This is a genomic window from Collinsella sp. TF05-9AC (genome assembly GCF_003438495.1).
GTDB lineage: Bacteria > Actinomycetota > Coriobacteriia > Coriobacteriales > Coriobacteriaceae > Collinsella.
Genome location: NZ_QSSH01000010.1, coordinates 18988 through 41572, shown reverse-complemented (window position 1 = coordinate 41572; position 22585 = coordinate 18988). Strand labels below are relative to the sequence as shown.

General features: G+C 61.1%; 13 protein-coding genes. 5 read left to right on the top strand and 8 right to left on the bottom strand.

What is annotated here, in order from left to right; all coding sequences use genetic code 11:
• Positions 1–255: 255 nt before the first annotated feature.
• Positions 256–1536, bottom strand: a complete 1281-nt coding sequence (metK, locus tag DXC52_RS04475; RefSeq protein ID WP_117746309.1) for a methionine adenosyltransferase — start codon at positions 1534–1536, stop codon at positions 256–258.
• A 283-nt stretch (positions 1537–1819) separates the two neighbouring features.
• Between metK and gltX the strand changes: the two genes are divergently transcribed.
• The 5 genes from gltX to DXC52_RS04450 all read left to right on the top strand — a co-directional run bounded on the left by gltX (position 1820) and on the right by DXC52_RS04450 (position 9069).
• Entirely contained in the window at positions 1820–3295 is a 1476-nt protein-coding gene (gene gltX / locus DXC52_RS04470; RefSeq protein WP_117746308.1) for a glutamate--tRNA ligase, read from the top strand.
• Between the two features lie 89 nt (positions 3296–3384).
• The gene (gene priA / locus DXC52_RS04465; RefSeq protein WP_233504818.1) at positions 3385–5838 is read left to right on the top strand and encodes a primosomal protein N'; all 2454 of its coding nucleotides are present in this window, start codon (positions 3385–3387) and stop codon (positions 5836–5838) included.
• 18 nt (positions 5839–5856) lie between these two features.
• Complete coding sequence (def, locus tag DXC52_RS04460; protein ID WP_117746306.1) at positions 5857–6393, top strand: peptide deformylase; 537 nt, start codon at positions 5857–5859, stop codon at positions 6391–6393.
• Positions 6394–6751: 358 nt separating this feature from the next.
• A complete protein-coding gene (gene fmt, locus DXC52_RS04455) occupies positions 6752–7672 on the top strand; it encodes a methionyl-tRNA formyltransferase (protein ID WP_117746305.1) in 921 nt (306 codons plus the stop codon).
• The gene (locus DXC52_RS04450) at positions 7669–9069 is read left to right on the top strand and encodes an RsmB/NOP family class I SAM-dependent RNA methyltransferase (RefSeq protein WP_117746304.1); all 1401 of its coding nucleotides are present in this window, start codon (positions 7669–7671) and stop codon (positions 9067–9069) included. The genes fmt and DXC52_RS04450 overlap by 4 nt, the downstream gene beginning before the upstream one ends.
• A 161-nt stretch (positions 9070–9230) precedes the next feature.
• On the opposite strand, the gene DXC52_RS04445 is transcribed toward DXC52_RS04450, so the two are convergent.
• The 7 genes from DXC52_RS04445 to glgB all read right to left on the bottom strand — a co-directional run bounded on the left by DXC52_RS04445 (position 9231) and on the right by glgB (position 22579).
• Positions 9231–9467 (bottom strand): FmdB family zinc ribbon protein, encoded by a 237-nt coding sequence (locus DXC52_RS04445; RefSeq protein WP_117746303.1) that lies wholly within the window; start codon positions 9465–9467, stop codon positions 9231–9233.
• A gap of 88 nt (positions 9468–9555) precedes the next feature.
• Positions 9556–12852: a 4-alpha-glucanotransferase gene (locus DXC52_RS04440; RefSeq protein ID WP_117746302.1), complete on the bottom strand. Its 3297-nt coding sequence runs from the start codon at positions 12850–12852 to the stop codon at positions 9556–9558.
• 217 nt (positions 12853–13069) lie between these two features.
• On the bottom strand, positions 13070–15325 hold the full coding sequence (glgA, locus tag DXC52_RS04435; protein ID WP_117746301.1) for a glycogen synthase GlgA: 2256 nt from the start codon (positions 15323–15325) through the stop codon (positions 13070–13072).
• Between the two features lie 89 nt (positions 15326–15414).
• Positions 15415–16542 (bottom strand): glucose-1-phosphate adenylyltransferase subunit GlgD, encoded by a 1128-nt coding sequence (glgD, locus tag DXC52_RS04430; protein ID WP_117735092.1) that lies wholly within the window; start codon positions 16540–16542, stop codon positions 15415–15417.
• A gap of 4 nt (positions 16543–16546) precedes the next feature.
• Positions 16547–17695, bottom strand: a complete 1149-nt coding sequence (locus DXC52_RS04425; RefSeq protein ID WP_117746300.1) for a glucose-1-phosphate adenylyltransferase — start codon at positions 17693–17695, stop codon at positions 16547–16549.
• Between the two features lie 107 nt (positions 17696–17802).
• Entirely contained in the window at positions 17803–20229 is a 2427-nt protein-coding gene (locus tag DXC52_RS04420; RefSeq protein WP_117746299.1) for a glycogen/starch/alpha-glucan phosphorylase, read from the bottom strand.
• A gap of 91 nt (positions 20230–20320) precedes the next feature.
• Entirely contained in the window at positions 20321–22579 is a 2259-nt protein-coding gene (gene glgB, locus DXC52_RS04415) for a 1,4-alpha-glucan branching protein GlgB (protein ID WP_117746298.1), read from the bottom strand.
• Positions 22580–22585: the final 6 nt, after the last annotated feature.

Below are 22585 nucleotides of genomic sequence, written 5' to 3'. Positions count from 1 at the left end.
GGACAGTCCTGCTCGCACGGAGGCCACATTAAGTGGCCTCCGGCTCGTGCGGAACTCGCGATCGACCAAATACTAAAGCCCTCGGAACTTAGGATACATGGTTGGAGTCGCTCTGCTGCGAAATATATCGGCCTATGACCTATTCCATGTCCCAGGTCGGCTCATCTTCACCATCTTTAAATAAAAAAGAAGTACCGGTTGGAGCCGGTACTTCTTTTGGTGCGTTGTTTCTTGGCTGTAGCTTTTGCCGTTAGCTTACAGGCCGCAGGCTGCTTTGAGTTCTTCGACTCGGTCGGTCTTCTCCCAGGTGAAGTCGGCGTCTTCGCGGCCGAAGTGACCGTAGGCTGCCGTCTTTTCGTAGATGGGGCGGCGCAGGTCCAGGTCGCGGATGATTGCGCCCGGGCGCAGGTCGAAGGTCTTCTCTACGGCCTCAACGATCTTGTCCTCGGCGACCTTAGCGGTACCGAAGGTGTCGACCATGATTGAAAGGGGCTTGGAAACGCCAATGGCATAGGCAAGCTCGACCTCGCAACGGTCGGCCAGGCCGGCGGCGACCACGTTCTTGGCGACCCAGCGCGCGGCGTATGCGGCGGAGCGGTCAACCTTGGTGCAGTCCTTTCCGCTAAAGGCACCTCCGCCGTGACGGCCGTAGCCGCCGTAGGTGTCGACGATGATCTTGCGGCCGGTGAGGCCCGTGTCGCCCATGGGGCCGCCCACGACAAAGCGACCGGTGGGGTTCACGTAGATGTCCGCGTTGTCCCACGGCATGTTCTCGGCGGCCATGACCGGGGTGATGACGTGCTCGATGAGGTCGGCCTTGATCTTGCCCATGTCCTCGATCTCGGCGGCGTGCTGCGTGGAGATGACGATGGTCGTGACCTCGACGGGCTTGCCGTCTTCGTAGCGCACGGTGACCTGGGTCTTGCCGTCGGGACGCAGATAGGCGAGGGTACCGTCGTGACGCACGGCGGCCAGGCGCTCGGCTAGGCGGCTTGCCAGGTAGTGTGGCATGGGCATGAGGGTCTTGGTCTCGTTGGAGGCATAACCGAACATCATGCCCTGGTCGCCGGCACCGATCAGGTCGATCGGGTCGGTGGTAGCGCCGGTCTGGGTCCCGAAGGACTCGTCAACGCCCTGGGCGATATCGGGTGACTGTTCGTGGATGAGGCTCATAACGCCGCAGGTGTCGCAGTCAAAACCGAACTTGGCACGGTTGTAGCCAATGCGGCGGATAACACCGCGGGCGATTTCCTGTACGTCGACGTAGGCCTGGGTGCGAATCTCGCCGGCGACGATGACGGTGCCGGTGGTCACGAGGGTCTCGCAGGCGCAGCGGACGTTCTCCACGTTGGCAGGCACGCCGTTGGGGGCGATGTAACCCTGCTCCTGGAGCTCTATTTCTTTGGCGAGGATTGCGTCGAGGACGGCGTCGCTGATCTGGTCAGCGATCTTATCGGGATGACCTTCGGTCACCGACTCCGACGTAAAAACAAAGGACCCGTGTTGGGGCGGGATGGAACGAAGTTCTTCTGACATGATTGTCCTTTCAAAAACGTGTCCCGGCGACCGTTACCATTCCGCCGGGCTCTCTATGCAAGGGCACATCATAGCGCGTAAATCAAACATTCACACCCTTTCCGCACCTACTCATTGGGGACAGACTTAAATGACCAGCCTTACCTAAGTGCCGACAGGTTGCCCAAAGACTGGTCATTTAAGTCTGTCCCCAATGAGTAGGTCGGTGCCCTTTGTGCGGAGGTTGCTTTGATGCTTTATACTGGTGCGGTTAGACATCCATCCTGCAATCGAGGAGATTTCCATGGCATCAGACGTTCGCGTCCGCTTTGCACCCTCACCGACGGGCAAGCTGCACATCGGCGGCGCCCGCACCGCTATCTATAACTGGGCTTTCGCCCGTGCTAACGGCGGCACGTTCATCCTGCGCATCGACGACACCGACCCCACCCGCTCCACCGACGAGAACACGCAGATCATCCTGCGCGCCATGCGTTGGCTGGGCCTGGACTGGGACGAGGGTCCCGAGGTGGGCGGCGATTTTGGCCCCTACGCCCAGACTGAGCGCTTGGACCTGTACAAGCAGGCCGCCCAGAAGCTTTGGGACGAGGGCAAGGCCTATCCCTGCTTCTGCACCAAGGAGCAGCTCGACGCCGACCGCAAGGCCGCGCAGGAGCGCAAGGACCCCTTCCAGGGTTATCAGCGCCGTTGCCGCGATCTTGATCCCGAGGAGGCCCGCCGCCGCATCGAGGCCGGCGAGTCCTACGTCCTGCGCATCAAGGTGCCCGAGGACCGCGGCGATGTCGTCATCCACGACGCCGTTCACGGCGAGGTGACCTTCGACGCCAAGGAGCTCGACGACTTTGTCATCTTCCGCTCCGATGGCACGCCCACGTACAACTTCGCGACAGTCGTCGACGACGCCATGATGAAGATCACCCATGTCATCCGTGGCGACGACCATCTGTCCAACACCCCGCGTCAGGTCATGGTGTACGAGGCCCTCGGCGCTCCCGTGCCCACGTTCGCCCACATCTCCATGATCCTGGGCGCCGACGGCAAAAAGCTCTCCAAGCGCCACGGCGCCACCTCCGTGGAGGAGTACCGCGACGCCGGCTACCTGTCCGACGCCTTCGTCAACTACTTGGCGCTGCTCGGCTGGTCGCTCGACGGCGAGACCACGATCATCCCGCGCGATGTTCTGGCCAGCAAGTTCTCGCTCGACCGCATCTCCAAGAACCCTGCGACCTTCGATCCCAAAAAGCTCGATTGGGTTAACGCTGAGTACATCAACGGTATGTCCGACGCCCAGTTTGCCGATGAGATCATGGTCCCCGAGCTGCACGAGGCGGGTCTCATCGAGGGTAATGTCGAGTACGGCGAGGACTGGATCGACGCGCTTGCCGCTATCGTCAAGCCGCGCACCAAGATGCCGGCCGACGCCGTGACCGTCGCCGCTCCCATCTTCGCTACGGCCGAGACGCTCGAGTATGACGAGAAGTCCGTTAACAAGGGCCTGGCCAAGGAAGGCATGGGCGCCATTCTGGACGCCGCCAAGGCCGCGCTCGAGGGTGTTACCGAGTGGACGGCCGCGAACATCGACGCTGCGCTTGAGCCGCTGCCCGAGCAGATGGACCTTAAGAAGCGCGTGGTGTTCCAAGCTGTGCGCGTCGCCGTATGCGGCAACATGGTGAGCCCTCCGCTGGGTGAGACCATGGCGCTCGTCGGTCGCGACGACTGCCTGGCGCGCATCGATCGCGCCCGCACAATGGCGCTGTAATCGCTGCGCAAACGTATGTATCCGAGCCCCGTTCACTCAGAGCGGGGCTCTTGTTTCTGTAGACGTATGGGATGGGAGGTACAGGGGCCATGGTCGAACAACTGTCGCTGTTTGGTTCGCCGCAACCGGAGGAGGCTCCGGTGAAGTCTGTGCCTGCCGCTGCCTCGGCTCAGCCTAAGCCTGCACCCGAGCCCGTCACCGCCTATGCGAGCGTGGTCCTCGACATCCCGACGCGTGCGCTGTCTGAGCCGTTTGCTTATGGCATTCCCCGGTCCTTTGCCAACGAGGCGCAGATCGGATCCACGGTCCTGGTCCACTTTGGTAACCGTGCGGCCGCGGGCTATATTGTCGACATTGCGCCTGAGCTGGGCGACCTACAAGGCAACATCGCCCTCGACCCCGCACGCATCAAGCCCATCGAGGCTATCCTCAGCAAACCGCTCTTTACTGTCGAGGCTGCCCGTATCGCACGCTGGATGAGCCGCGAGTATGTCGCGACGCTTTCCGAGTGCCTGCGTTTGTTCTTGCCCCCGGGTGGAAGTCCGCGCGTGGTCAAGGGCGATGACGGCGTGTGGACGGTTGAGCGCCCCGCCGTCAAGCCTATCCAAAATCGCTGGGTCATGCTCACGCCCGAGGGTTTCGACTACACGCCGCCCAAGACCGCTGTTCGCCAGCGTCAGCTCATCGAGGCGCTCCAATGCGGCCCGGTCACGACGCGCGATCTCAACCTGCTCTATAACAGCATGTCGGCTACCATCAAGGCGCTCGAAAAGCGCGGCGTCGTGGTGGTGGAGGAGCGTCGCGCCTGGCGTGGCTGCAGCGAGCAGACCACGCTATCCTCGGCAAGCGGCAAGGCACCAGTCGCGCTCACGAACGGCCAGCAGCAGGCGCTCGCGCAGATTGAGCGCGCCCGTCTGGACGCTCATGGCGACGTGGTGCTGGTCGACGGCGTCACTGGCTCCGGCAAAACCGAGGTCTACCTCTCGGCGATTGAGCGCGTGCTGGCGGCCGGCCGTTCGGCCTGCGTGCTCGTTCCCGAGATCTCGCTGACGGCCCAGACCGTCGGCCGCTTTCGCTCGCGCTTTGGCGAGACGGTTGCCGTGTTCCATTCGCGCCTTTCGGCCGGCGAGCGTCTGGACCAGTGGGATATGGTCGCCAGCGGTGCGGCCCGCGTGGTTGTCGGCGCCCGCTCGGCGCTCTTTTGCCCGCTCAGCGACTTGGGCCTCATCATCATCGACGAGGAGCACGAGACCAGTTACAAGCAGGGTTCCAGCCCGCGCTACCATGCGCGTGAAGTGGCGGCCGAGATGGCGCGGCGCTACCGCTGCCCGCTCGTGTTGGGCTCCGCCACGCCCTCGGCCGAGGCCCTCGACCGCTGCCGCCGTGGCACGTATAACGGTGCCACCTGGACGCGCGTCGAGATGCCCGAGCGCCCGGGACACGCCGTGCTGCCGACAGTCCGCATTGCCGACCTGCGCCGCGAGTTCTCGCACGGCAGCCGCTCTATGTTCTCAAAACCCTTGATGGAAGGTCTGGAGCGTGTGGTCGAGCGCCGCGAGAAGGCCGTGCTTCTGCATAACCGCCGTGGCTTTGCGCCGTTCCTGATGTGCCGCGAGTGCGGCTGCGTGCCCACCTGCAACCACTGCTCCACCGCGCTTACGTATCACGAGCGCACGCACACGCTGCAGTGTCATACATGCGGTTCTTCTTGGCGCGTGCAGCCCTATCCGGCCCCCACGAGTCGCTGTCCCAAATGTGGCAGTCGCTACCTGGCAAAAATGGGCCTGGGCACGCAGCAGATCGAGGACGCACTGCACCAGATGTTGCCCGAGGACGTCGCCATTATTCGCATGGATGCCGATTCCACGCGCGGAAAGGACGCACACAAAAAGCTGCTCGAACAGTTCGATGCCGCCGATTGCGCGGTGCTGCTGGGCACTCAGATGATCGCCAAGGGCCTCGACTTTCCCGAGGTCACGCTCGTGGGCGTGGTCAATGCCGACTTCGCCCTCAAGCTGCCGGACTTCCGCGCAGGGGAGCGCGCCTACGATTTGCTGGAGCAGGTTGCGGGCCGTGCCGGTCGCGGCGATCGTCCCGGCGAGGTGATCATCCAGACCTACCTGCCCGATGACCCGGTAATTCGCGCCGTCGCTGAGCACGACCGTTCGATCTTTACCGACTACGACCTGGACCAGCGCCGCGACGCGCTGTACCCGCCGTTTGTTCGCTTGGTCAACATCTTGGTGTGGTCGGCGAACCGAGACGACGCGCAGGGCTACATCGGGCGCATTGCAAAGCTTCTTAAGCGCCGCTGGCATGCCGCCGCGCCCGACTTTTTGCGGGCGGGCAGCGCGGTGCCGCAGGTGCTGGGCCCGGCTTCGTGTGTAATCGAGAGAGCCAAGGACCGTTACCGCTTCCATCTGCTTGTGAAGTCGCCCGTGGGGTACCATGTCTCTGATGATATCGACGCCTGCCTCAAAGAGGTGGGCTCTGTGCGCGGCGTGAGCGTGAGCGTTGACGTCGACGCCTATGATTTGATGTAACAACTCGAAAGGATGGCCATGGAAGCCAACGGAATCGTACTGTCGCCCGACCCTCGTCTGCGCCAGGAGTGCGCCGTCATCGAGGAGATCACCCCGGCGATCGAGGCGCTTGCCGAGAAGATGAAGAAGATGATGTTTGAGAACGGCGGCTGCGGCCTGGCTGCCCCGCAGATCGGCGAGCTCATTCAGCTCGTCACCATCGACTGCGACTACAGCGACAAGAGCGACTATGACCCCTACGTGCTCATTAACCCCGTGATCGTGGAGCAGAGCGACCATCTGGTGCCGTTTAGCGAGGGCTGCCTTTCCATCCCTGGCATTAGCTGCGAGATTGAGCGTCCCGATCACGTTGTCGTCGAGGCGTACGACTTGGACGCCAACCTGATTCGCTACGAGGCCTCGGGCGACCTGTTCTGCGTGTGCTTGCAGCACGAGATCGATCACCTGCACGGCAATACCATGTTCGAGCGACTGAAGCCCATGCAGAGGCTCAAGGCAGTCAAGGAGTACCAGGACGCCCTGGCCCGCGGCGCTCGACCGGGCGAGACTGAGTAGATTGTTCGTCCCCTTCCGCCGCAGGGCTTAGGTTTTGCTCCATGCTCAAACAGTCCTGCTCGCACGAAGAGCACATTAAGTGCTCTTCGGCTCGTGCGGAACTGCGCGTGGAGCAATAACCTAAGCCCTGCGGCGGAAGGGGACTGCGTTTACGTGCTCGTCTCTCCCGGATGCCGTCGGGCCAGGGAGGGGCGTCTTTGCTGATAATTGCTTTGTTGGAGGGCTGCTTTTGACGCAGTCCTTTCTTTGTTTTTGGGTATATTTGAACGTGTTGAATTTATCTGGCGTCTTGGTTGGGACTTGGCCTGGCGCTGTTGTTTGTAGCCGTCTCGGTTCTTGTTGAGGGGAGACATTTTTTATGCGTATTGTGTTTATGGGTACGCCGGATTTTGCGGTGCCCTCTTTGGTTTCGCTTGTTGAGGCTGGGAACGAGATTGCGCTTGTTATTACTCGTCCTGATGCTGTTCGTGGGCGTGGTAAGAAGCTGGAGCCGTCTCCTGTTAAGGCCAAGGCGCTTGAGCTGGGGTTGCCGGTTGTTGAGGCTAATCGCATGACGCCTGAGGTCGTTGAGGCGCTTCAGGCTGCGCAGGCTGATATTTTCTGTGTGGCTGCCTATGGTTGCATTTTGCCTGATGAGGTGCTGCATATGGCGCCGCTTGGTATTGTGAATGTTCATGCGTCTTTGCTGCCTCGTTGGCGTGGCGCCGCTCCTATTCAGCGTGCGATTCTTGCTGGTGATGAGGTTTCTGGCGTTTCCATTATGCGCATTGGACATGGCGTGGATACTGGTGCTTATTGTGCTCAGGCTTCCACGTCGGTTGCCGGTAAGCATGCTGAGTCGCTGACCATGGAGCTTGGTAAGCTGGGCGGTAAACTGCTTGCCGATACGCTTCCTTCTCTTGCCGATGGCACCGCCGTGTGGACTGAGCAGGATGAGTCGCTCGTCACTCATGCTGCCAAGATTTCCAAGCTGGAGATGCGTCTGGATCCGCAGATGGCTGCGCTCGATTGCGTGCGCCATGTGCTGGCCTCGTCCGATACCGCGCCTGCTCGTTGCGTGATTGCCGGCAAGACCGCGCGCGTGCTCGATGCTGCGCCGGCTGATGTGTCGCTTGGCGAGGGTCAGGTTCTCATTAAGGCCAAGCGTGTTTACCTTGGTCTTTCCGATGGTGCGGTTGAACTGCTCGAGGTTAAGCCCGATGGCAAGCGTGCCATGGCCGCTTCTGCTTGGGCTGCTGGGCTGCAAGGCGCCGATCTTATCTGGGGTGTTTTGTCATGAGCAAGCTGTCTCCCGCGCGCAAACTTGCGCTCGATGTGCTAATGGAGGCCGATCGCCGCGGCATGTATGCGCGTGACGTGCTGTCCTCTCGCGCATCGGCCAAGGCTATTGACCAGCGCGATTCCGCTTTTGCCGCCCGCTTGGCGCTGGGTGTGGCTGCTACGCAGGGTATTTTGGACGAGCTGCTCGATCAGTTTCTCGATAAGCCTAAAAAGGTTGCGCCGCGTGTTCGCATGGCACTTCGTATCTCGGCCTTCGAGATGCTCTATCTGCATACGCCTGGCCGCGTTGCGGTGAGTCAGGGCGTTGAGCTGGTGCGCAGCGGAGCTAAGTCTGCCGCCGGTTTGGCCAATGCCGTGCTGCATAAGGTTGCGGACAATGTTGAGGACTTTGCCACTGCGTCCGATGTAGATGAGTCTGAGCGACGCCTGGTTCGTCTGTCGCGCCTGATGGGTCTTCCGCGTTGGCTGTGCGCTCGTATTATGGCGTCGTTTGACACGCCAGAGGGTTCGCTTAACTTTGCCGGCAATCTGGCCCCCGCGCCTCTGGCTCTGCATGAGAACGCCTTTGCGAACAAGCCCGATCCGTATATCTCGCAGCTTGTGGCACCCGTGTTCCCGGGTTGTCATGCCCCGGTTGATGCCCAGGTTACCGTTGCTTCGGGTGTGTTTGAGCGTGCTGCCGCGGTGGCATCTGATCTCAATGCGCAGCTTATCGCCACGGCAGCCACGCGCCCTGGAAGCTGCCTTGAGATTGGTGCCGGTCGTGGCACCAAGACGTATGTGATGATGTGTCAGGCCAAGCGTGCGGGCTATGAGCGTCAGTATACGGCGCTCGATCTGCATGATCGCAAGTGCGATCTGAATCTCGCTCGCCTGCATAAGGCCGGTATTCAGGGCGTTCGTACGGTTTCGGGTGATGCCTGCGAGCTTGATGAAGTACTGACGTCGTTTGATGCCATGCTTGGCAAGCCGGTTAAGTTCGATACGGTCTTTATCGATGCGCCGTGCTCTGGCACCGGCACCATGCGTCGTCATCCCGAGATCCCGTGGCGCCTAACTGAGAATGACGTTACGACCGAGTTGCCCAAACTGCAGTTGATGATGCTCAAGGAAGCAGCCGCACGCGTGGCTGCCGGCGGTGAACTTATCTATGCCACCTGCTCGGTATTTGATGAAGAGAACACGCAGGTCGTAGATGCCTTCCTGGCCTCTCCCGAGGGCGCCTGCTTTACCGTGGCGCCTCTCTCCGAGGCACAGATTCTGCAACTGCCTGATTTCGAGCAGGCCAAGAAGCTCGTTTTCGTACGCCAAAACGATCGAGGCCTCTTCCAAAGCGTCCCCGTAAACGCCGACTCCTACGACGGCCACTTCTGCGCCAGGCTGGTCCGCAACTAACTACTAAGTTGCGGTGAAATAGGGATTGAAAAGCCGCTTCTGCCCGCCAAACAGTCCTTATTTCACCGCAACTCACAAGGAAACCTGGGTAGCTTGATTAGCTACCCATAGAGCAAAGAAACAGCCCCGCGATCAACGCCGATCGCGGGGCTGTTTGGTTTCTAGTGGCTGTGCGGGCAGTTGGCGCAGCAGCCGCTTGTGGCGCTGGTGCTGGAGCCGCCGCTTCGCTGGTCGGTGTTGTAGAAACCGCTGCCCTCAAATTTAATGCCGCTGGCCGAGAACGTCTTGGCGGCCGGAGCGCCGCAGCTCGGGCACACGACCTTGGGGGTCTCGGACATAGGATGCTCAACCTCAAACACGTTGCCGCAGCTCGAGCACTTGTAATCGTAGCGCGCCATAATACTTCCTTTTCAGCACAAAGCGGGCAGATTACTCTGCCCGCAAAAATTCAAACGTCTGTAACTGTACCCTATATCGGGGGTTTTATCACGCTTCGCCCCAGAATCTATGGTTGTTGCGCAGGAGCTGTGCGGTTTTGTTCTCGGCGGCTGCAATGTCCGCCTCGTCAGCCTGCCAGGTCCAGTTGCCCGTGGCCACACCCGGCACGTTCATACGTGCGTCGTCACCAAGCCCCAGGATATCCTGCAGCGGCATCATCACCAGGGGAGCGTCGCTTGCCAGCGCGTCGCTCATCAACTTGGCTGCCACCTCAACACCGCTCGGCTCGTCGCCGCCCGCAAAGGAACGCGTGCACCAACCGGCCAACGTCGACGTATCGTGCGTCGAGGTGTACAGAATTTTGCCGGGCGTGGGATGCACGCCGCAACGAACGTCGTAGTCGCTAAACTCCAGCACGTCCATGCCGGGGAAACCGCAGGTCGAAGCCATGGCGCGAACACCGGGCGTCAAATAGCCCAGGTCCTCGGCGATAAAGTTGAGCGGACCCAGCTCGTCATACGCGGTCTGGAACAGGTCCTTGCCCGGTCCTGCCAGCCAACGCCCGTCGGCGCAAGCCTTGCCCGTGGGGATACTAAAGTAGCTGTGGAATCCCAGGAAGTGATCCAGGCGCACGCGATCGTAGAGCGAAAACGCGCGGCGCAGGCGATCCATCCACCAGCTATAGCCGTTCTGCTTCATGTGGTCCCAGCGGAACGTCGGGTTGCCCCACACCTGGCCCTCGGGTGCAAAGTTGTCGGGCGGCGCACCGGAAATCTCTATCGCCTTGCCGGTATCGGACAGCCAGAAGTTCTCGGGTTCGCTCCACGCGTCTGCCGAATCGTCGGACACGTACATTGGAATATCGCCGATAACCTCGATGCCCTTCTTGTGCGCATAGTTCATGAGCTCGCACCAAGCCAGGTCAAAGCGGTACTGCATGTACGCCTGCAGCTCGGCCTCGTCGTGGAAGCGCTTGTCATCGATCAGATACTCGTTGTAGCGCGCGACATCTGCCGGCCAATCATGGCGCGACTCGCCCTCAAAGTACTTCTTAACGGCCATGTAGACGCAGTATTTCTCGAGCCAATCGGCATTGCGATGTTTAAACGCGGTGTACAGCGGATCGGCATCCTCGCCGCCGCGGGCCTTCCAGGTTTTAAAGTCGGCGGCCAGCTCCTCGTGGCTCTCGGGTAGCAGGTCGATATTGCCTGCAAAGGCCGAAGGACCGGCGTAAGGGGAGCGGAAGAAGTCCGTGGGGTTTACGGGGAGAACCTGCCAGTAGCGCATGCCCATGGCGGCCAGATGGTCGATAAAGCGACGCGTGGGCGCGCCGATCGTACCGGGCATGCCGTCGTCGGTCGGCACCGATGTGATATGGCACACAACACCCGCACCGTAATCGAGCGGCTCCTGCAGGCGCTGCTCGGCATGGTGATAGATGATCGACGAGCCCAGCGGGTACAAGTCGAGCGTGACCGTGCCGTTGTGGATCTCGCATTCGTGGCCACTAATCACATCGCTCGCACATTCGCCGAGTGCCGGAATGGTCACACGATGCGAGTTGCGCAGGCTGCGGTTGATGACAACGGTCGCAGACTCGCCGTCCTTGCCCGTACGGTTGTAGGCCAGCACCTCGTCATTGAGTGCAAAGGCCTTGATCTCACCATCGATCATAAACGGCAGTGCGCGGCGCACAGCAGATGCGTTCTTGACGATCGCGAACGTATCGAAGTCGTGCAGGTCTTCCTTGGTCGGCATCGTGCGGCGATTACCCGGATCGGTCAGGCCCTCAAGGCCGTACTCGTCACCATAGTAAATCGAAGGCACACCGGGGAACGTCATCTGCATGAGCGTCGCGAGCCAAAAACGGCTCTTGGCCAGGCCCATCGCGTTCTCGTCCAGGCGCCATTTGCTGCGTTCGCTCTCGGGTAGCTGCGACTCGTCGGGGCCGCCGCCGAGCACCGAGATAATGCGCGGACGGTCGTGGCTCGAAAGCAGATTAAGTGCGCAAGACAGGGCCTCGCGCGGATAATTCTCGCGCAGGGTTTCGATATCCTCGGCTGCCTGGTAGGCGTTCTTGTAGCCCATCAAAAAGCCGATGACCATGTCGCGGAAAGGATAATCCATAGCCGAGTCAAGCTCGGATCCCTGCAGGTAACGACGCAGGTGGCCATAGCTGATCTTGTTGGAGGCATCTTCCCAGACCTCGCCGAGCAGCAGCGCGTCGGGCTTCTCGGCGAGCACGGCCTTTTTGATTTCGGTCAGGAAGTCATCGGAAAGCTCGTCGGCCACATCCAGGCGCCAGCCGTGAGCGCCGGCGCGCAGCCATTTTCGAATGACGCCGTCCTTGCCCAGGAGCCGCTCGCGCACCAGATCGGAGCTCTCATTGATGGCGGGCATATTGCCCACGCCCCACCAGCAGTCGTACGAGCCGTCCTCGTGGAAATAAAACGCATCGCGCCACGGCGAATCCTCGCTCTGCCACGCGCCCACGCCGGGGTAGTTGCCGTAGCGGTTGAAGTAGATCGAATCGTCGCCCGTGTGGTTGAACACACCGTCCAGAATGATGGAAATGCCGAGCTTCTCGGCCGCCTCGCACAGCTTGGTAAAGTCCTGCTCGGTGCCCAGAATCGGATCGATCTTGGTGTAATCGGCGGTGTCGTAGCGGTGGTTGCTCGCGGCTTCAAAAATGGGGTTGAGGTAGATGGCTGTAAAGCCCAGCTCGGCGATGCGAGGCAGGTCTTCCTGGATGCCCTTGAGCGAGCCGCCGTAGAAGTCCCAAGTCTTGATGGAGCCGTCCTCGGCGCGCTCGTACACAGGCGGCTCGTTCCAGTCCTCGACCATGCGGCGCTGAATGCCCTTACGCGGCTTTTCGACCTCGGCCAGCGTGCGCTCGTGCCAGTGCTCGTCGCGGGCATAACGATCGGGGAAGATCTGGTAGACCATACCGCGCTCGTACCACTCGGGTCGAACTTCGCGGTGCTTGTAGACGGTGACCTGGAATGACGGCACCTCGGCGTAATCGTAGGTTACGCCTTCGCCGCCGGTGCGGCCCTGTGGTGCGCCCAGGCGAACCTCGGGCTGGCCCTCGATATTGCAGATAAAGCTGTACCAGATAAGGCAGGGCTCGGCGCACTTGAGCTCGCCGGTAAAGATGCCGTCGCCTTCGTGCTCCATCGGGATCAGGGTCTCGCCGACGCCATCAACCCAGGTGCGCAGGGTAAGCGTTGCTTGGTTGGGGTCGGCATCCTCCAGAATCACTGAGAGTGCAACGGAAGTTCCAGTGGTCACAGCGCCAAAGGGGTTGCGAAACTGCGGCAGGCGGCTGTTGTGAATCAATCTCATAGTACGGTCCAGTTCTATACAATCATGGCCAGCGGGTCATGGGCTTAACGCACAGTACTTAAGTATATCGTTGTACTTTAGTTGTCTAAACCACAGCCGTTCACTATCGGCGAACGGTTGTCCTAGAAAATCGTTTTACCGCATCTATAGAAGAAGGGGGCGTCGCGTTAAACGACGCCCCCTTGTCTGGTGAGGTTTGGGTTTTGGATCGCCCGAATTAGCGACGCTTGCGGGTGGCCGTTGCCTTGCGGACGGAGGTCTTCTTGGACGGAGCCTTTTCCTCGGCCGGAGCAGCGGGGGAGACCGGAGTCACCTTGGCGGGCTCGGGCTTTGCCTCAACCTTGGCCTCGGCCTTCGGGGCGGCCTTGACCTCGGGCTTGGCTTCTGCCTTGAGGGCAGCGGCCTTGGTCGTGGTCTTCTTGGCCGTCGTCGTGGCGCGCTTGCGCGTGGTGGTCTTGGCAGCGGGCTTGGGCTCGGCGCCTGTCTCCTCAACCTTGGCAGTCGGCTTTGCAGCGGCCTTGGGGGCAGCCTTCGTTGCAGCGGCCTTGGTGGTCGTTGTCTTCGAAGCCGTGGTCTTCTTGGCAGCGGTGGTCTTAGCGGCGGTCGTCTTCTTGGCTGCGGTCTTAGCCGGAGCCTTGGCGGCCAGCTTAGCCTCGGTGGCAGGAGCCTCAGCCGTGGCCTCGGCCATTACCTCGTGAGCGACCTCAACTTCGGTGGCCTTCTTGGCGGCAGCGGTCGTGCGCTTGCGCGTTGTCGTAGCCTTGGCAGCGGTCGTCTTGGTGCCAGCAGTCTTGGTCGCCGAAGCGGTCTTGGTAGCAGCAGCCTTGGTCGTCGTAGCCTTCTTAGCCGTCGTCTTATGCGTCGTGGTCTTCTTGGCGGCAGGCTTGGCCTCAGCCTTGGGCTCCTCAACGGCAGCAGGCGCCTCAACAACTGGCTCGGCCTTGGGCTCCGGCTCGGCCGCAACCTCGGTCTCAGGCGCAGCAGCCTCAACCGCCGCCGGCCTCTCAATCTCCGGATGCATAAAGAAGTACAGGTCCAGATACTTATCGGCAGAGCGCGTCCAGCTAAAGTCCTGGCTCATAGCCTGCGTGACCAGCTGGTTCCAGGCGTCGCGGTTATCCCAGAACAGGCGGGCCGCGCGGAACACCGCGTCGCCCATCTCGTCGCCGTTAAAGTTGCTAAACGAGAAGCCCGTGCCCTCGCCGGTAAACTCGTTGTAAGGCTGCACGGTGTCCTTCAGGCCGCCGGTCTCGCGCACGATGGGCAGCGTGCCGTAGCGCATGGCGATGATCTGCGACAGGCCGCAGGGCTCAAACTTCGAAGGCATCAGGAACATGTCGGCGGCGGCATACATGCGCTGCGACAGCGCCGGATCGAACTCGATGCGTGCGGCCATGGTGCCGGGGTACTTGTCCTGGAAGTAGCGCAGGCCGTCCTCGTAGTCGCGGTCGCCGGTGCCCAGCACCGCCACCTGCACGCCGCCGGACAGGATGCGGTCGAGCGCGTACATGACCAGATCCATGCCCTTCTGGCGCGTCAGGCGCGTGACCATCACCATGAGCGGACGGTCGTCGCGAACCTCGAGGCCCAGTTCCTCCTGCAGCTTGGCCTTGCACACGGCCTTGCCGGAACGGTCCTCCATGGTGTAGTTGGCGGCAATTCGCTTGTCTGTTGCCGGGTCAAAGCCCGCAACGTCAATGCCGTTCAAAATGCCCTGCAGCGCGTAGGAACGCTCGCGCAGTACGCCGTCCAGGCCCTCGCCAAACTCGGGCGTCTGGATCTCGTTGGCATAGGTGGGGCTCACCGTGGTGATGGCGTCGGCATAGCGCAGGGCGCCCAGCATGTAGTTGATGCTGCAGGCGTCGCAACGCAGCTGCGAGGCAGCCGCCGGAATGTGCGCCACGCCCAGGATGTCCTCCATCACGGTGTCGCTAAACTGGCCCTGGAACGCCACGTTGTGGATCGAGAACACGGTCTTGACGCGGTCATACAGCGGCAGGCCCTGGTAGAACTCGCGCAAGAACACAGGCGCCAGTGCCGTCTGCCAGTCATTGCAGTGCAGGATGTCGCACTCAAAGCCGGCCGGCAGGTGCTGCAGGCTCTCGGTGATGGCCTTGGAGAAGAACGCAAAGCGCTCGCCGTCGTCAAAGAAGCCGTACGGATAGTCGCGCGCAAAGTAGCGCTCGTTGTCGATGAACATATAGGTGACGCCGTCGTGCTCGAGCTTCTCGAGTCCGCAGTACTCGTTGCGCCAGCCCAGGCTCACGTAAAAGTCGGCAAAGTGCTCCATCTGCGCCTTGTACTCATCTTTGATGGTGGCGTACTTGGGCACCATCACGATAACCTCGGCGCCGGCGCGCACAAGCGCCGCAGGCAGCGAGCCCGTCACGTCGCCCAGGCCACCGGTCTTCACAAACGGTGCGCACTCGGCCGAGGCAAACACGATCTGCATCTTTTTGCTGGAATCTGCCATATTGTCTCCCATGTTGCAATTCGAGAATAGCCGCCTGGCGCTAACCGGGCGGCTATTCACATGTTACGAGTGATGTTGCGGTGCCAACGTTAACGTACGATGGTGGTGTCGGAAGTTAACGGAGCCTTTCCTAGCACCAAGATGTTCTCGGGCGTACCGCGAAGCTCGGTGTTGGTGGGAACCACGTTGTTCTTGTCCAGGATAGCATTCTCAACACGGGCGCCGCTCTTGATGATGCAGCTCTGGTTGATGATCGAGTTGGTCACCGAGGCGCCCTCCTCGACCACGACGCCGCGCGACAGGATCGAGTTGCGCACGGTGCCCTTGATGATGCAGCCGGCCGAGATGATCGAGTTGCACGCGTGGCTGCCGGTCGCATAGCGCGAAGGCGGCACGTCGTGAGCCTTGGTCAGGATCGGGCGCTCGGGGTCAAAGAGCTGGTCGGCCACGGTCTGGTCGAGCAGGTCCATGCTGCGGCGATACAGCGACTTCTCGCTAAACACGCCCACGACCTCGCCCTTGTACTCGTAGCTGCACACGTCAATATTGCCAAAGTCGCCCTGGAGTGCCTCGAGCAGGTCCAGATAGTCGGCGGCCTGGTAGTGGTCGATAATCTCGAGCAGCGTCTCGCGGTTGACGATGCAGCAGTCCATAGAGGCGTTGTCACCGTACACGACGCCGGCGCTCACGCCCGTCAGGCGGCCGTTCTCGTTGATCTCGAGCTTGGTCTCGTCATCGACGTTGCGCGTGGCCTTGCAGTACACCACGGTCATCTGGGCGCCGGAGTTCTCATGTGCCTCGATGATGGTGTTGAGGTCCATGTTAAAGATGATGTTGGTGCCCATCATCACAACATAGGGTTTGTCCGAGCGCTGGAACAGCGTCTTGTTGGAGATGATGTCGCGCAGCAGGAAGCGCATGCCGCCCTTGGTGGTGCCATACGCGTTGCCGGGCACCATGAACAGGCCGCCCTTCTTGCGGTCCAGGCCCCAGTCCTTGCCCGAGCCCACGTGGTCGATCAGCGAGCGGTAGTTGCCCGGCATGACGACGCCGACGGTCTTAATGCCGGCATTCATCATGTTGGACAGCGGAAAGTCGATCAGGCGGTAGCGGCCCAAAAACGGGACGGACGCGATGGGACGGTCCTTGAGCAGCACGCTGCCGTAGGTCGAAGAGTAGTTAGCGGTGATGTAACCGATGGCCTTGCGATTGATCATCGGATCATTCCCCCTTCCCGATAACGACGTCATTTCCAACGACGGCCGTATCCTTGGTGGTATCGACAGAGCCGAGCTTCACGCCCTCTTCGACCGTGGAGTTCTCGCCCAAAATGGCGCGGCAGATGTGCGCACCGCTCTTAACGTGCGCGCCCGGCAGCAGCACGGAGTCCTCGACCACGGCGCGCTCCTCGATGATGACATCGGTCGAAAGGATCGAGTGGCGAGCGGTGCCGTAGATCTTGCAGCCGTTGGAGACCAGGCAGTCGTCCAGGCGACCGTCAGGGCCAATGTAGTGCGGCGGACGCGTGGTGATGTTGGACATGATGGGGAAGTGCTTGTCAAACAGATCGAACTCGGGGTTGTTGCCCAGCAGGTCCATCGAGGTCTCGTGGAAGCTGGCGATGGTGCCGACGTCCTTCCAGAAGCCGTGGAACTCATAGCTATACAGGCGCTTGTCCTCGCCGAGCAGCTTGGGGATGATGTCCTTGCCAAAGTCGTGGCTCGAACGCTGGTCCAGAGCGTCTTCCTCAAGCGCGTTGATCAGCACGTCGGCCGAGAAGATGTAGATGCCCATGGACGCGAGGTTCGAATCGGGCTTATCGGGTTTCTCGGTGAACTTGGTGATGCGGCCGTCCTCGGGGTCGGTGGTCAGGATGCCAAAGCGGCTGGCCTCCTCCCACGGCACGGGCATAACGCTCACCGTGAGGTCGGCGTTGTTCTCGATGTGCGTCTTGAGCATCTTGCGGTAATCCATGCGATACAGATGGTCGCCGGAAAGAATCAGGACGTACTTGGGGTCGTTGGCCTTGATGTAGTCGAGGTTTTGCGTAATGGCGTCGGCCGTGCCCGCATACCAGGCGCCGCCGGTCTGCGTCTCGTACGGCGGCAGGATCGACACGCCGCCGTCACGGCTGTCCAGATCCCAGGCCTCGCCGGATCCCACATAGGCATGCAGCAGGTAGGGGCGATACTGCGTCAGAACGCCCACCGTGTCGATGCCCGAGTTGGAGCAGTTGGACAGCGAAAAGTCGATAATGCGGAACTTGCCACCAAAGCTAACCGCCGGCTTAGCGATCTTTTGGGTAAGTGCCCCCAATCGGCTGCCCTGTCCTCCTGCGAGGAGCATCGCGATGCATTCTTTCTTACTCATCGATTTCTCCTTCTGTCATCGATGTTCCTAAACCCATTAGCGACGGGCGCGGCGCTCGGTCGCGCCCGTCGAGTAATGCCGTGCTGGCAAAGGGAACTCGCACGCCTTTACGCGTGCCAGATCTCGTCGCGGTACTCGCGAATGGTGCGGTCGCTCGAGAACCAGCCGCTCGAGGCGGTGTTGAGCAGTGCTTTGCGGTTCCAGGTCTCCTGGTCGCCGTAGCTGCCAGTAAGCTTCTCCCACGCATCCACATAGCTGCGGAAATCGGCCATGACCAGGTCGGGGTCGTTGTTGTTCATGAGCTCGTTGTAGATGCTCTCGAAGTTGCCCGAAAGCCCCGCAAAGGTGTTGTCCTTTAGCTCGTCCATCACGCGGCCCAGACGCTCGCGGTCGCCGTTGAGGGTATCCCACGCAAAGTAGCTGTTAGACGCCCAGAGCTGCTCGACCTCGGGAGCGGTCAGGCCAAAGATGGCCTCGTTCTCGCGGCCGGCCAGATCGGCGATCTCGATGTTGGCGCCGTCGAGGGTGCCTAGCGTAATGGCGCCGTTCATCATGAGCTTCATGTTGGACGTGCCCGAGGCCTCCTTACCGGCGGTCGAAATCTGCTCAGAGATCTCGGCGGCGGGGTAGATGAGCTGGGCGTTGCTCACGCGGAAGTTGGGGATAAAGCAGACCTTCATGACCTCGTTGACGCGGGCATCGTTGTTGATGACCTCGGCGACGGAGTTGATGAGGCGGATGGTCTCCTTGGCGAAGGTGTAGCTTGAGGCGGCCTTGCCGCTAAAGATGAAGGTCGTCGGCGTCACGTGGAAGTTGGGATCGGCGATGCGACGGTTGTAGATATCCATCACCTTCATGATGTTCATGAGCTGGCGCTTGTAGGCGTGGAAGCGCTTCACCTGAACATCGAAAACGGTGTTGGGGTCGATGACCAGACCGGTCTCGGCCTTAACGTAGGCGGCCAGACGCTCCTTGTTGGCGCGCTTGGAAGCACCCACGGCCTTCAGGAACTCGGTGTCGTCCTTAAACTCCTTGAGCTTCTCCAGCTCAAAGGCGTCCTTGAGCCAGCCATCGCCAATGGCCTCGGTGACGAGCTTGGCGTAGGTGGGGTTGGCTTCGGCAAAGAAGCGACGGTGCGAGATGCCGTTGGTCTTGTTGTTGAACTTCTCGGGCGTGAGGGCGTAGAAGTCCTTGAGCACGATGTTCTTGATGATGTCGGAGTGAATCTTGGCAACGCCGTTGACGCTGTGGCTGCAGATCACGGACAGGTTGGCCATGCGAATCTCGCCGTCCCACAGAATGGCGGTCTGGCGCAGACGCTCCTGCCAGCCCTCCTGCGTGGTGTCGAACGACTCGTGCCAACGACGGCTGATCTCGTCGATAATCTGGTACACGCGGGGGAGGAGCTTGGAGAACGTGCCGATGGGCCACTTCTCCAGAGCCTCGGGCAGGATGGTGTGGTTGGTGTAGCTCACGACCTGGGTCACGATGTTCCAGGCGTCGTCCCACTCGAGCTTCTTCTCGTCGATGAGGATGCGCATGAGCTCGGGACCGCACATGGCGGGGTGGGTATCGTTGGTATGGATGGCCACAAACTGCGGCAACAGCTCCCAGTTAGCGCCGTGCTCCTTCTCAAAGGTGTCGAGCAGGCTGTAGATGCCGGCCGAGACAAACAGGTACTCCTGCTTCAGGCGCAGCAGACGGCCGTGCTCGCCGGCGTCGTTGGGGTAGAGGATGGCGCTGATGGCCTCGGCCTCGGCGCGCTCGGCGTCGGCCAGAGCATAGTCGCCGCGGTTGAAGGCCTCAAGGTCAAAGTGCTCCTCGACCGGCTCGGCGGCCCAAACGCGCAGCTTGTTGACGGTCTCGCCGGCATAGCCCACAACGGGGATGTCATAAGGGACAGCCAGGATGTCCTGCGTGTCCACCGTGCGGTAGAACGTGCGGCCGTTCTCCTCAAAGCCCTCTACATGGCCACCAAACTTGATGGTCACGGCCTTGTCCTGGCGACGGACCTCCCAGGGATAGCCGTGGGTGAGCCACTCGTCGGTGGCCTCGACCTGGCTGCCGTTGACGATCTCCTGCTTAAACAGGCCGTAGCGGTAGCGCATACCGTTGCCGTAGCCGGCAATGCCCTCGGCTGCCATGGAATCCAGGAAGCACGCGGCCAGACGGCCCAGGCCACCGTTGCCCAGTGCCGGATCGGGCTCCTGGTTCTCGATGACGGACAGGTCAAAGCCCATGTCGTCGAGCGCCTCGGCGACCATATCGCGCACGCCAAAGTTGAGCAGGTAGTTGTCGAGCAGGCGGCCGATCAAAAACTCGATCGAGAAGTAGTACACGCGCTTTTTGCCCTCGGTGGTGGCGCGGGCGTCACTCTTGGTGGCAACGGTGCGCGCCTTCTCGGCCACGAGCTTGGCCAGGGCGTTAAAGCGGTCCAGGTCGCTGGCGGCCTCGACGCTCTTGCCGCTAATGCTCATGACGGCATCGCGATAGAGCTCGGTGAACTCCTGCTTGTTGTCGAAGATCTTATTCATACGTTCCTTTCCCCCGGGATATCTCCCGGAACGGTTATGACTTACATCCTACGCCCCAGAGGGGCGGGTAATTACAGTGGTAACGGCTTTGTTACGCGTCCTTAGCGGCCGACTTAGCGGCAGCTGACTTAGCCTTGGTAGCGATCTTTTTGACAGCCGGCTTCTTGGCAGCAGGCTTTGCTGCAGCCTTAGCTTTAGCCGTCGTAGCCTTCGCCTTGGCCGGAGCCTTCTTGGCGGCCGCAGGCTTAGGCTTCACCGAAGACGTGCGCTTACGCGTGGCCTTCTTGGGCTCCTCAACCACAGGCGGCTTATAGCTGCTGGGGCCACGGCGCTTAAGCACCACGCCTGCCAGGCCGGGCACCTTGATCTCGATGGAGTCCATCTGCCCGTTCCAGGGGTAGGGCTCGCTCGAGCAGGTGTAGGGCTCTTCGCCGGCGTATCCACTACCGCCAAACTCGGGACGGTCGGAATCGAAGATGACCTCCCAGTCACCCTCGCGCGGCACGCCCACGCGGAAGCTCTCGTAGCTCGCAGGGTCAAAGTTGATCAGGATCACCAGGTCGTCGTCGACGTCCTCGCCCTGGCGCACAAAGCTCACGATGGACTGCTTGGAGTTGTCCGCATCGATCCAGGTAAAGCCGTCGTCGGTGTAGCCGCGCTCGTACAGGGCGGGCTCAGCGGTGTAGAGGTGGTTGAGCGCCTTGATAAACGCCTGGTGATGCTTGTGGGTCTCGTACTCCTCGGTCAGGAACCACTGGATGGACTCGTAGTAGCGCCACTCGATAAACTGGCCGATCTCGTTGCCCATAAAGTTGAGCTTGGCACCGGGGTGCGTCATCTGATAGAAGGCCAGCGTGCGCAGGCCGGCAAACTGGCGCCACCAGTCGCCCGGCATTCGGCCGATGAGCGAGCACTTGCCGTGCACGACCTCGTCGTGGCTCAGCGGGCAAATGAAGTTCTCGGTAAAGGCGTACATGATGGAGAACGTGAGCAGGCCATGGTTGCCGGGGCGCCACGGAAAATCGGTCTGCATGTAGTGCAGCGTGTCGTTCATCCAGCCCATATCCCACTTGTAGTGGAATCCCAGGCCGCCGTCCTGCGGCGGATAGGTCACGAGCGGCCACGCGGTGGACTCCTCGGCCATCATCATCACGTCGGGGTAGTGAGCCTCCACGGCACAGTTGACCTGGCGAATAAACGCGCTGGCGTCCAGGTCCTCCTCGGTACCGTACTTGTTGAACTTCTTTTGGCCGGGATCGTCGATGCCAAAATTGAGGTACAGCATGCTGGACACGCCGTCCATGCGAATGCCGTCCACGTGGAAGTTCTCGAGCCAGTACAGCACGTTGGAGACCAGGAACGAACGGACCTCGCCGCGGGCGAAGTCGAACTTATGCGTGCCCCAGTTGGGGTGGATCTCGTGCTCAAACAGCATGTGGCCGTTAAAGGTGGCAAGGCCGTGGGCGTCGGCACAAAAACCGCCAGGCACCCAGTCCATGATCACGCCAATGCCCGCCTTATGGCATGCGTCGACAAAGTGCATGAGCTGCTGCGGGTTGCCGTAGCGCGACGTGGCGGCATAGTAGCCGGTCGTCTGGTAGCCCCAGGAGCCATCGAAGGGATGCTCCATGAGCGGCATGACCTCGATGTGCGTATAGCCCATGTCGCGCACGTAATCCACGAGCTCTACCGACAGATCGTCGTAGGTGTAGAACTCGCCGCGCTGCGCGGGGAAGGGATCCATGGGGCCGGGGTAGTTGCCGTACTCGTCCGGATCGCCCTGGGGTGCGTCGCCGTGGCGCTTCCAAGAGCCAATGTGCACCTCGTAGATGTTGAGGGGCTGCGACATGTGGTTATGGCCGGCGCGGCGCTTGAGCCACGCGGCGTCGTTCCACTTGTAGCCGTCCAGGGTCCACAGCACGCTGGCCGTACCCGGAGGGCACTCGGCCTTAAAGGCGTACGGATCGGCCTTATAGAGCTTTTCGCCCTCGTTGGTCTCGATGAGGTATTTATAGAGCTGGCCCTGCTCGGCGCCAGGAATAAAACCTTCCCAAATAGCGCTCGTATGCACGGGCACCAGCGGGTTGGCTTCCTCATCCCAGCCGTTAAATTCGCCAATGACATGGACGCTCTTTACGTCAGGCGCCCAAACGCAAAAGCGCCAGCCGCGCGTGCGCTGCTGCGTGTCGGGATGCGCGCCCATCTTTTCCCAGCTGCGCTCCCACATTCCAATGCCAAACAGATAAACATCGTCCTTGGTGAGCTCCGGCGCGTGCGGGGCGGCTTTACGGGTAACAGGCTTTTTGGTTGCTGGCTTTAGCTTTGTATCGCTCACGTTTGATCCCATCATGACGCG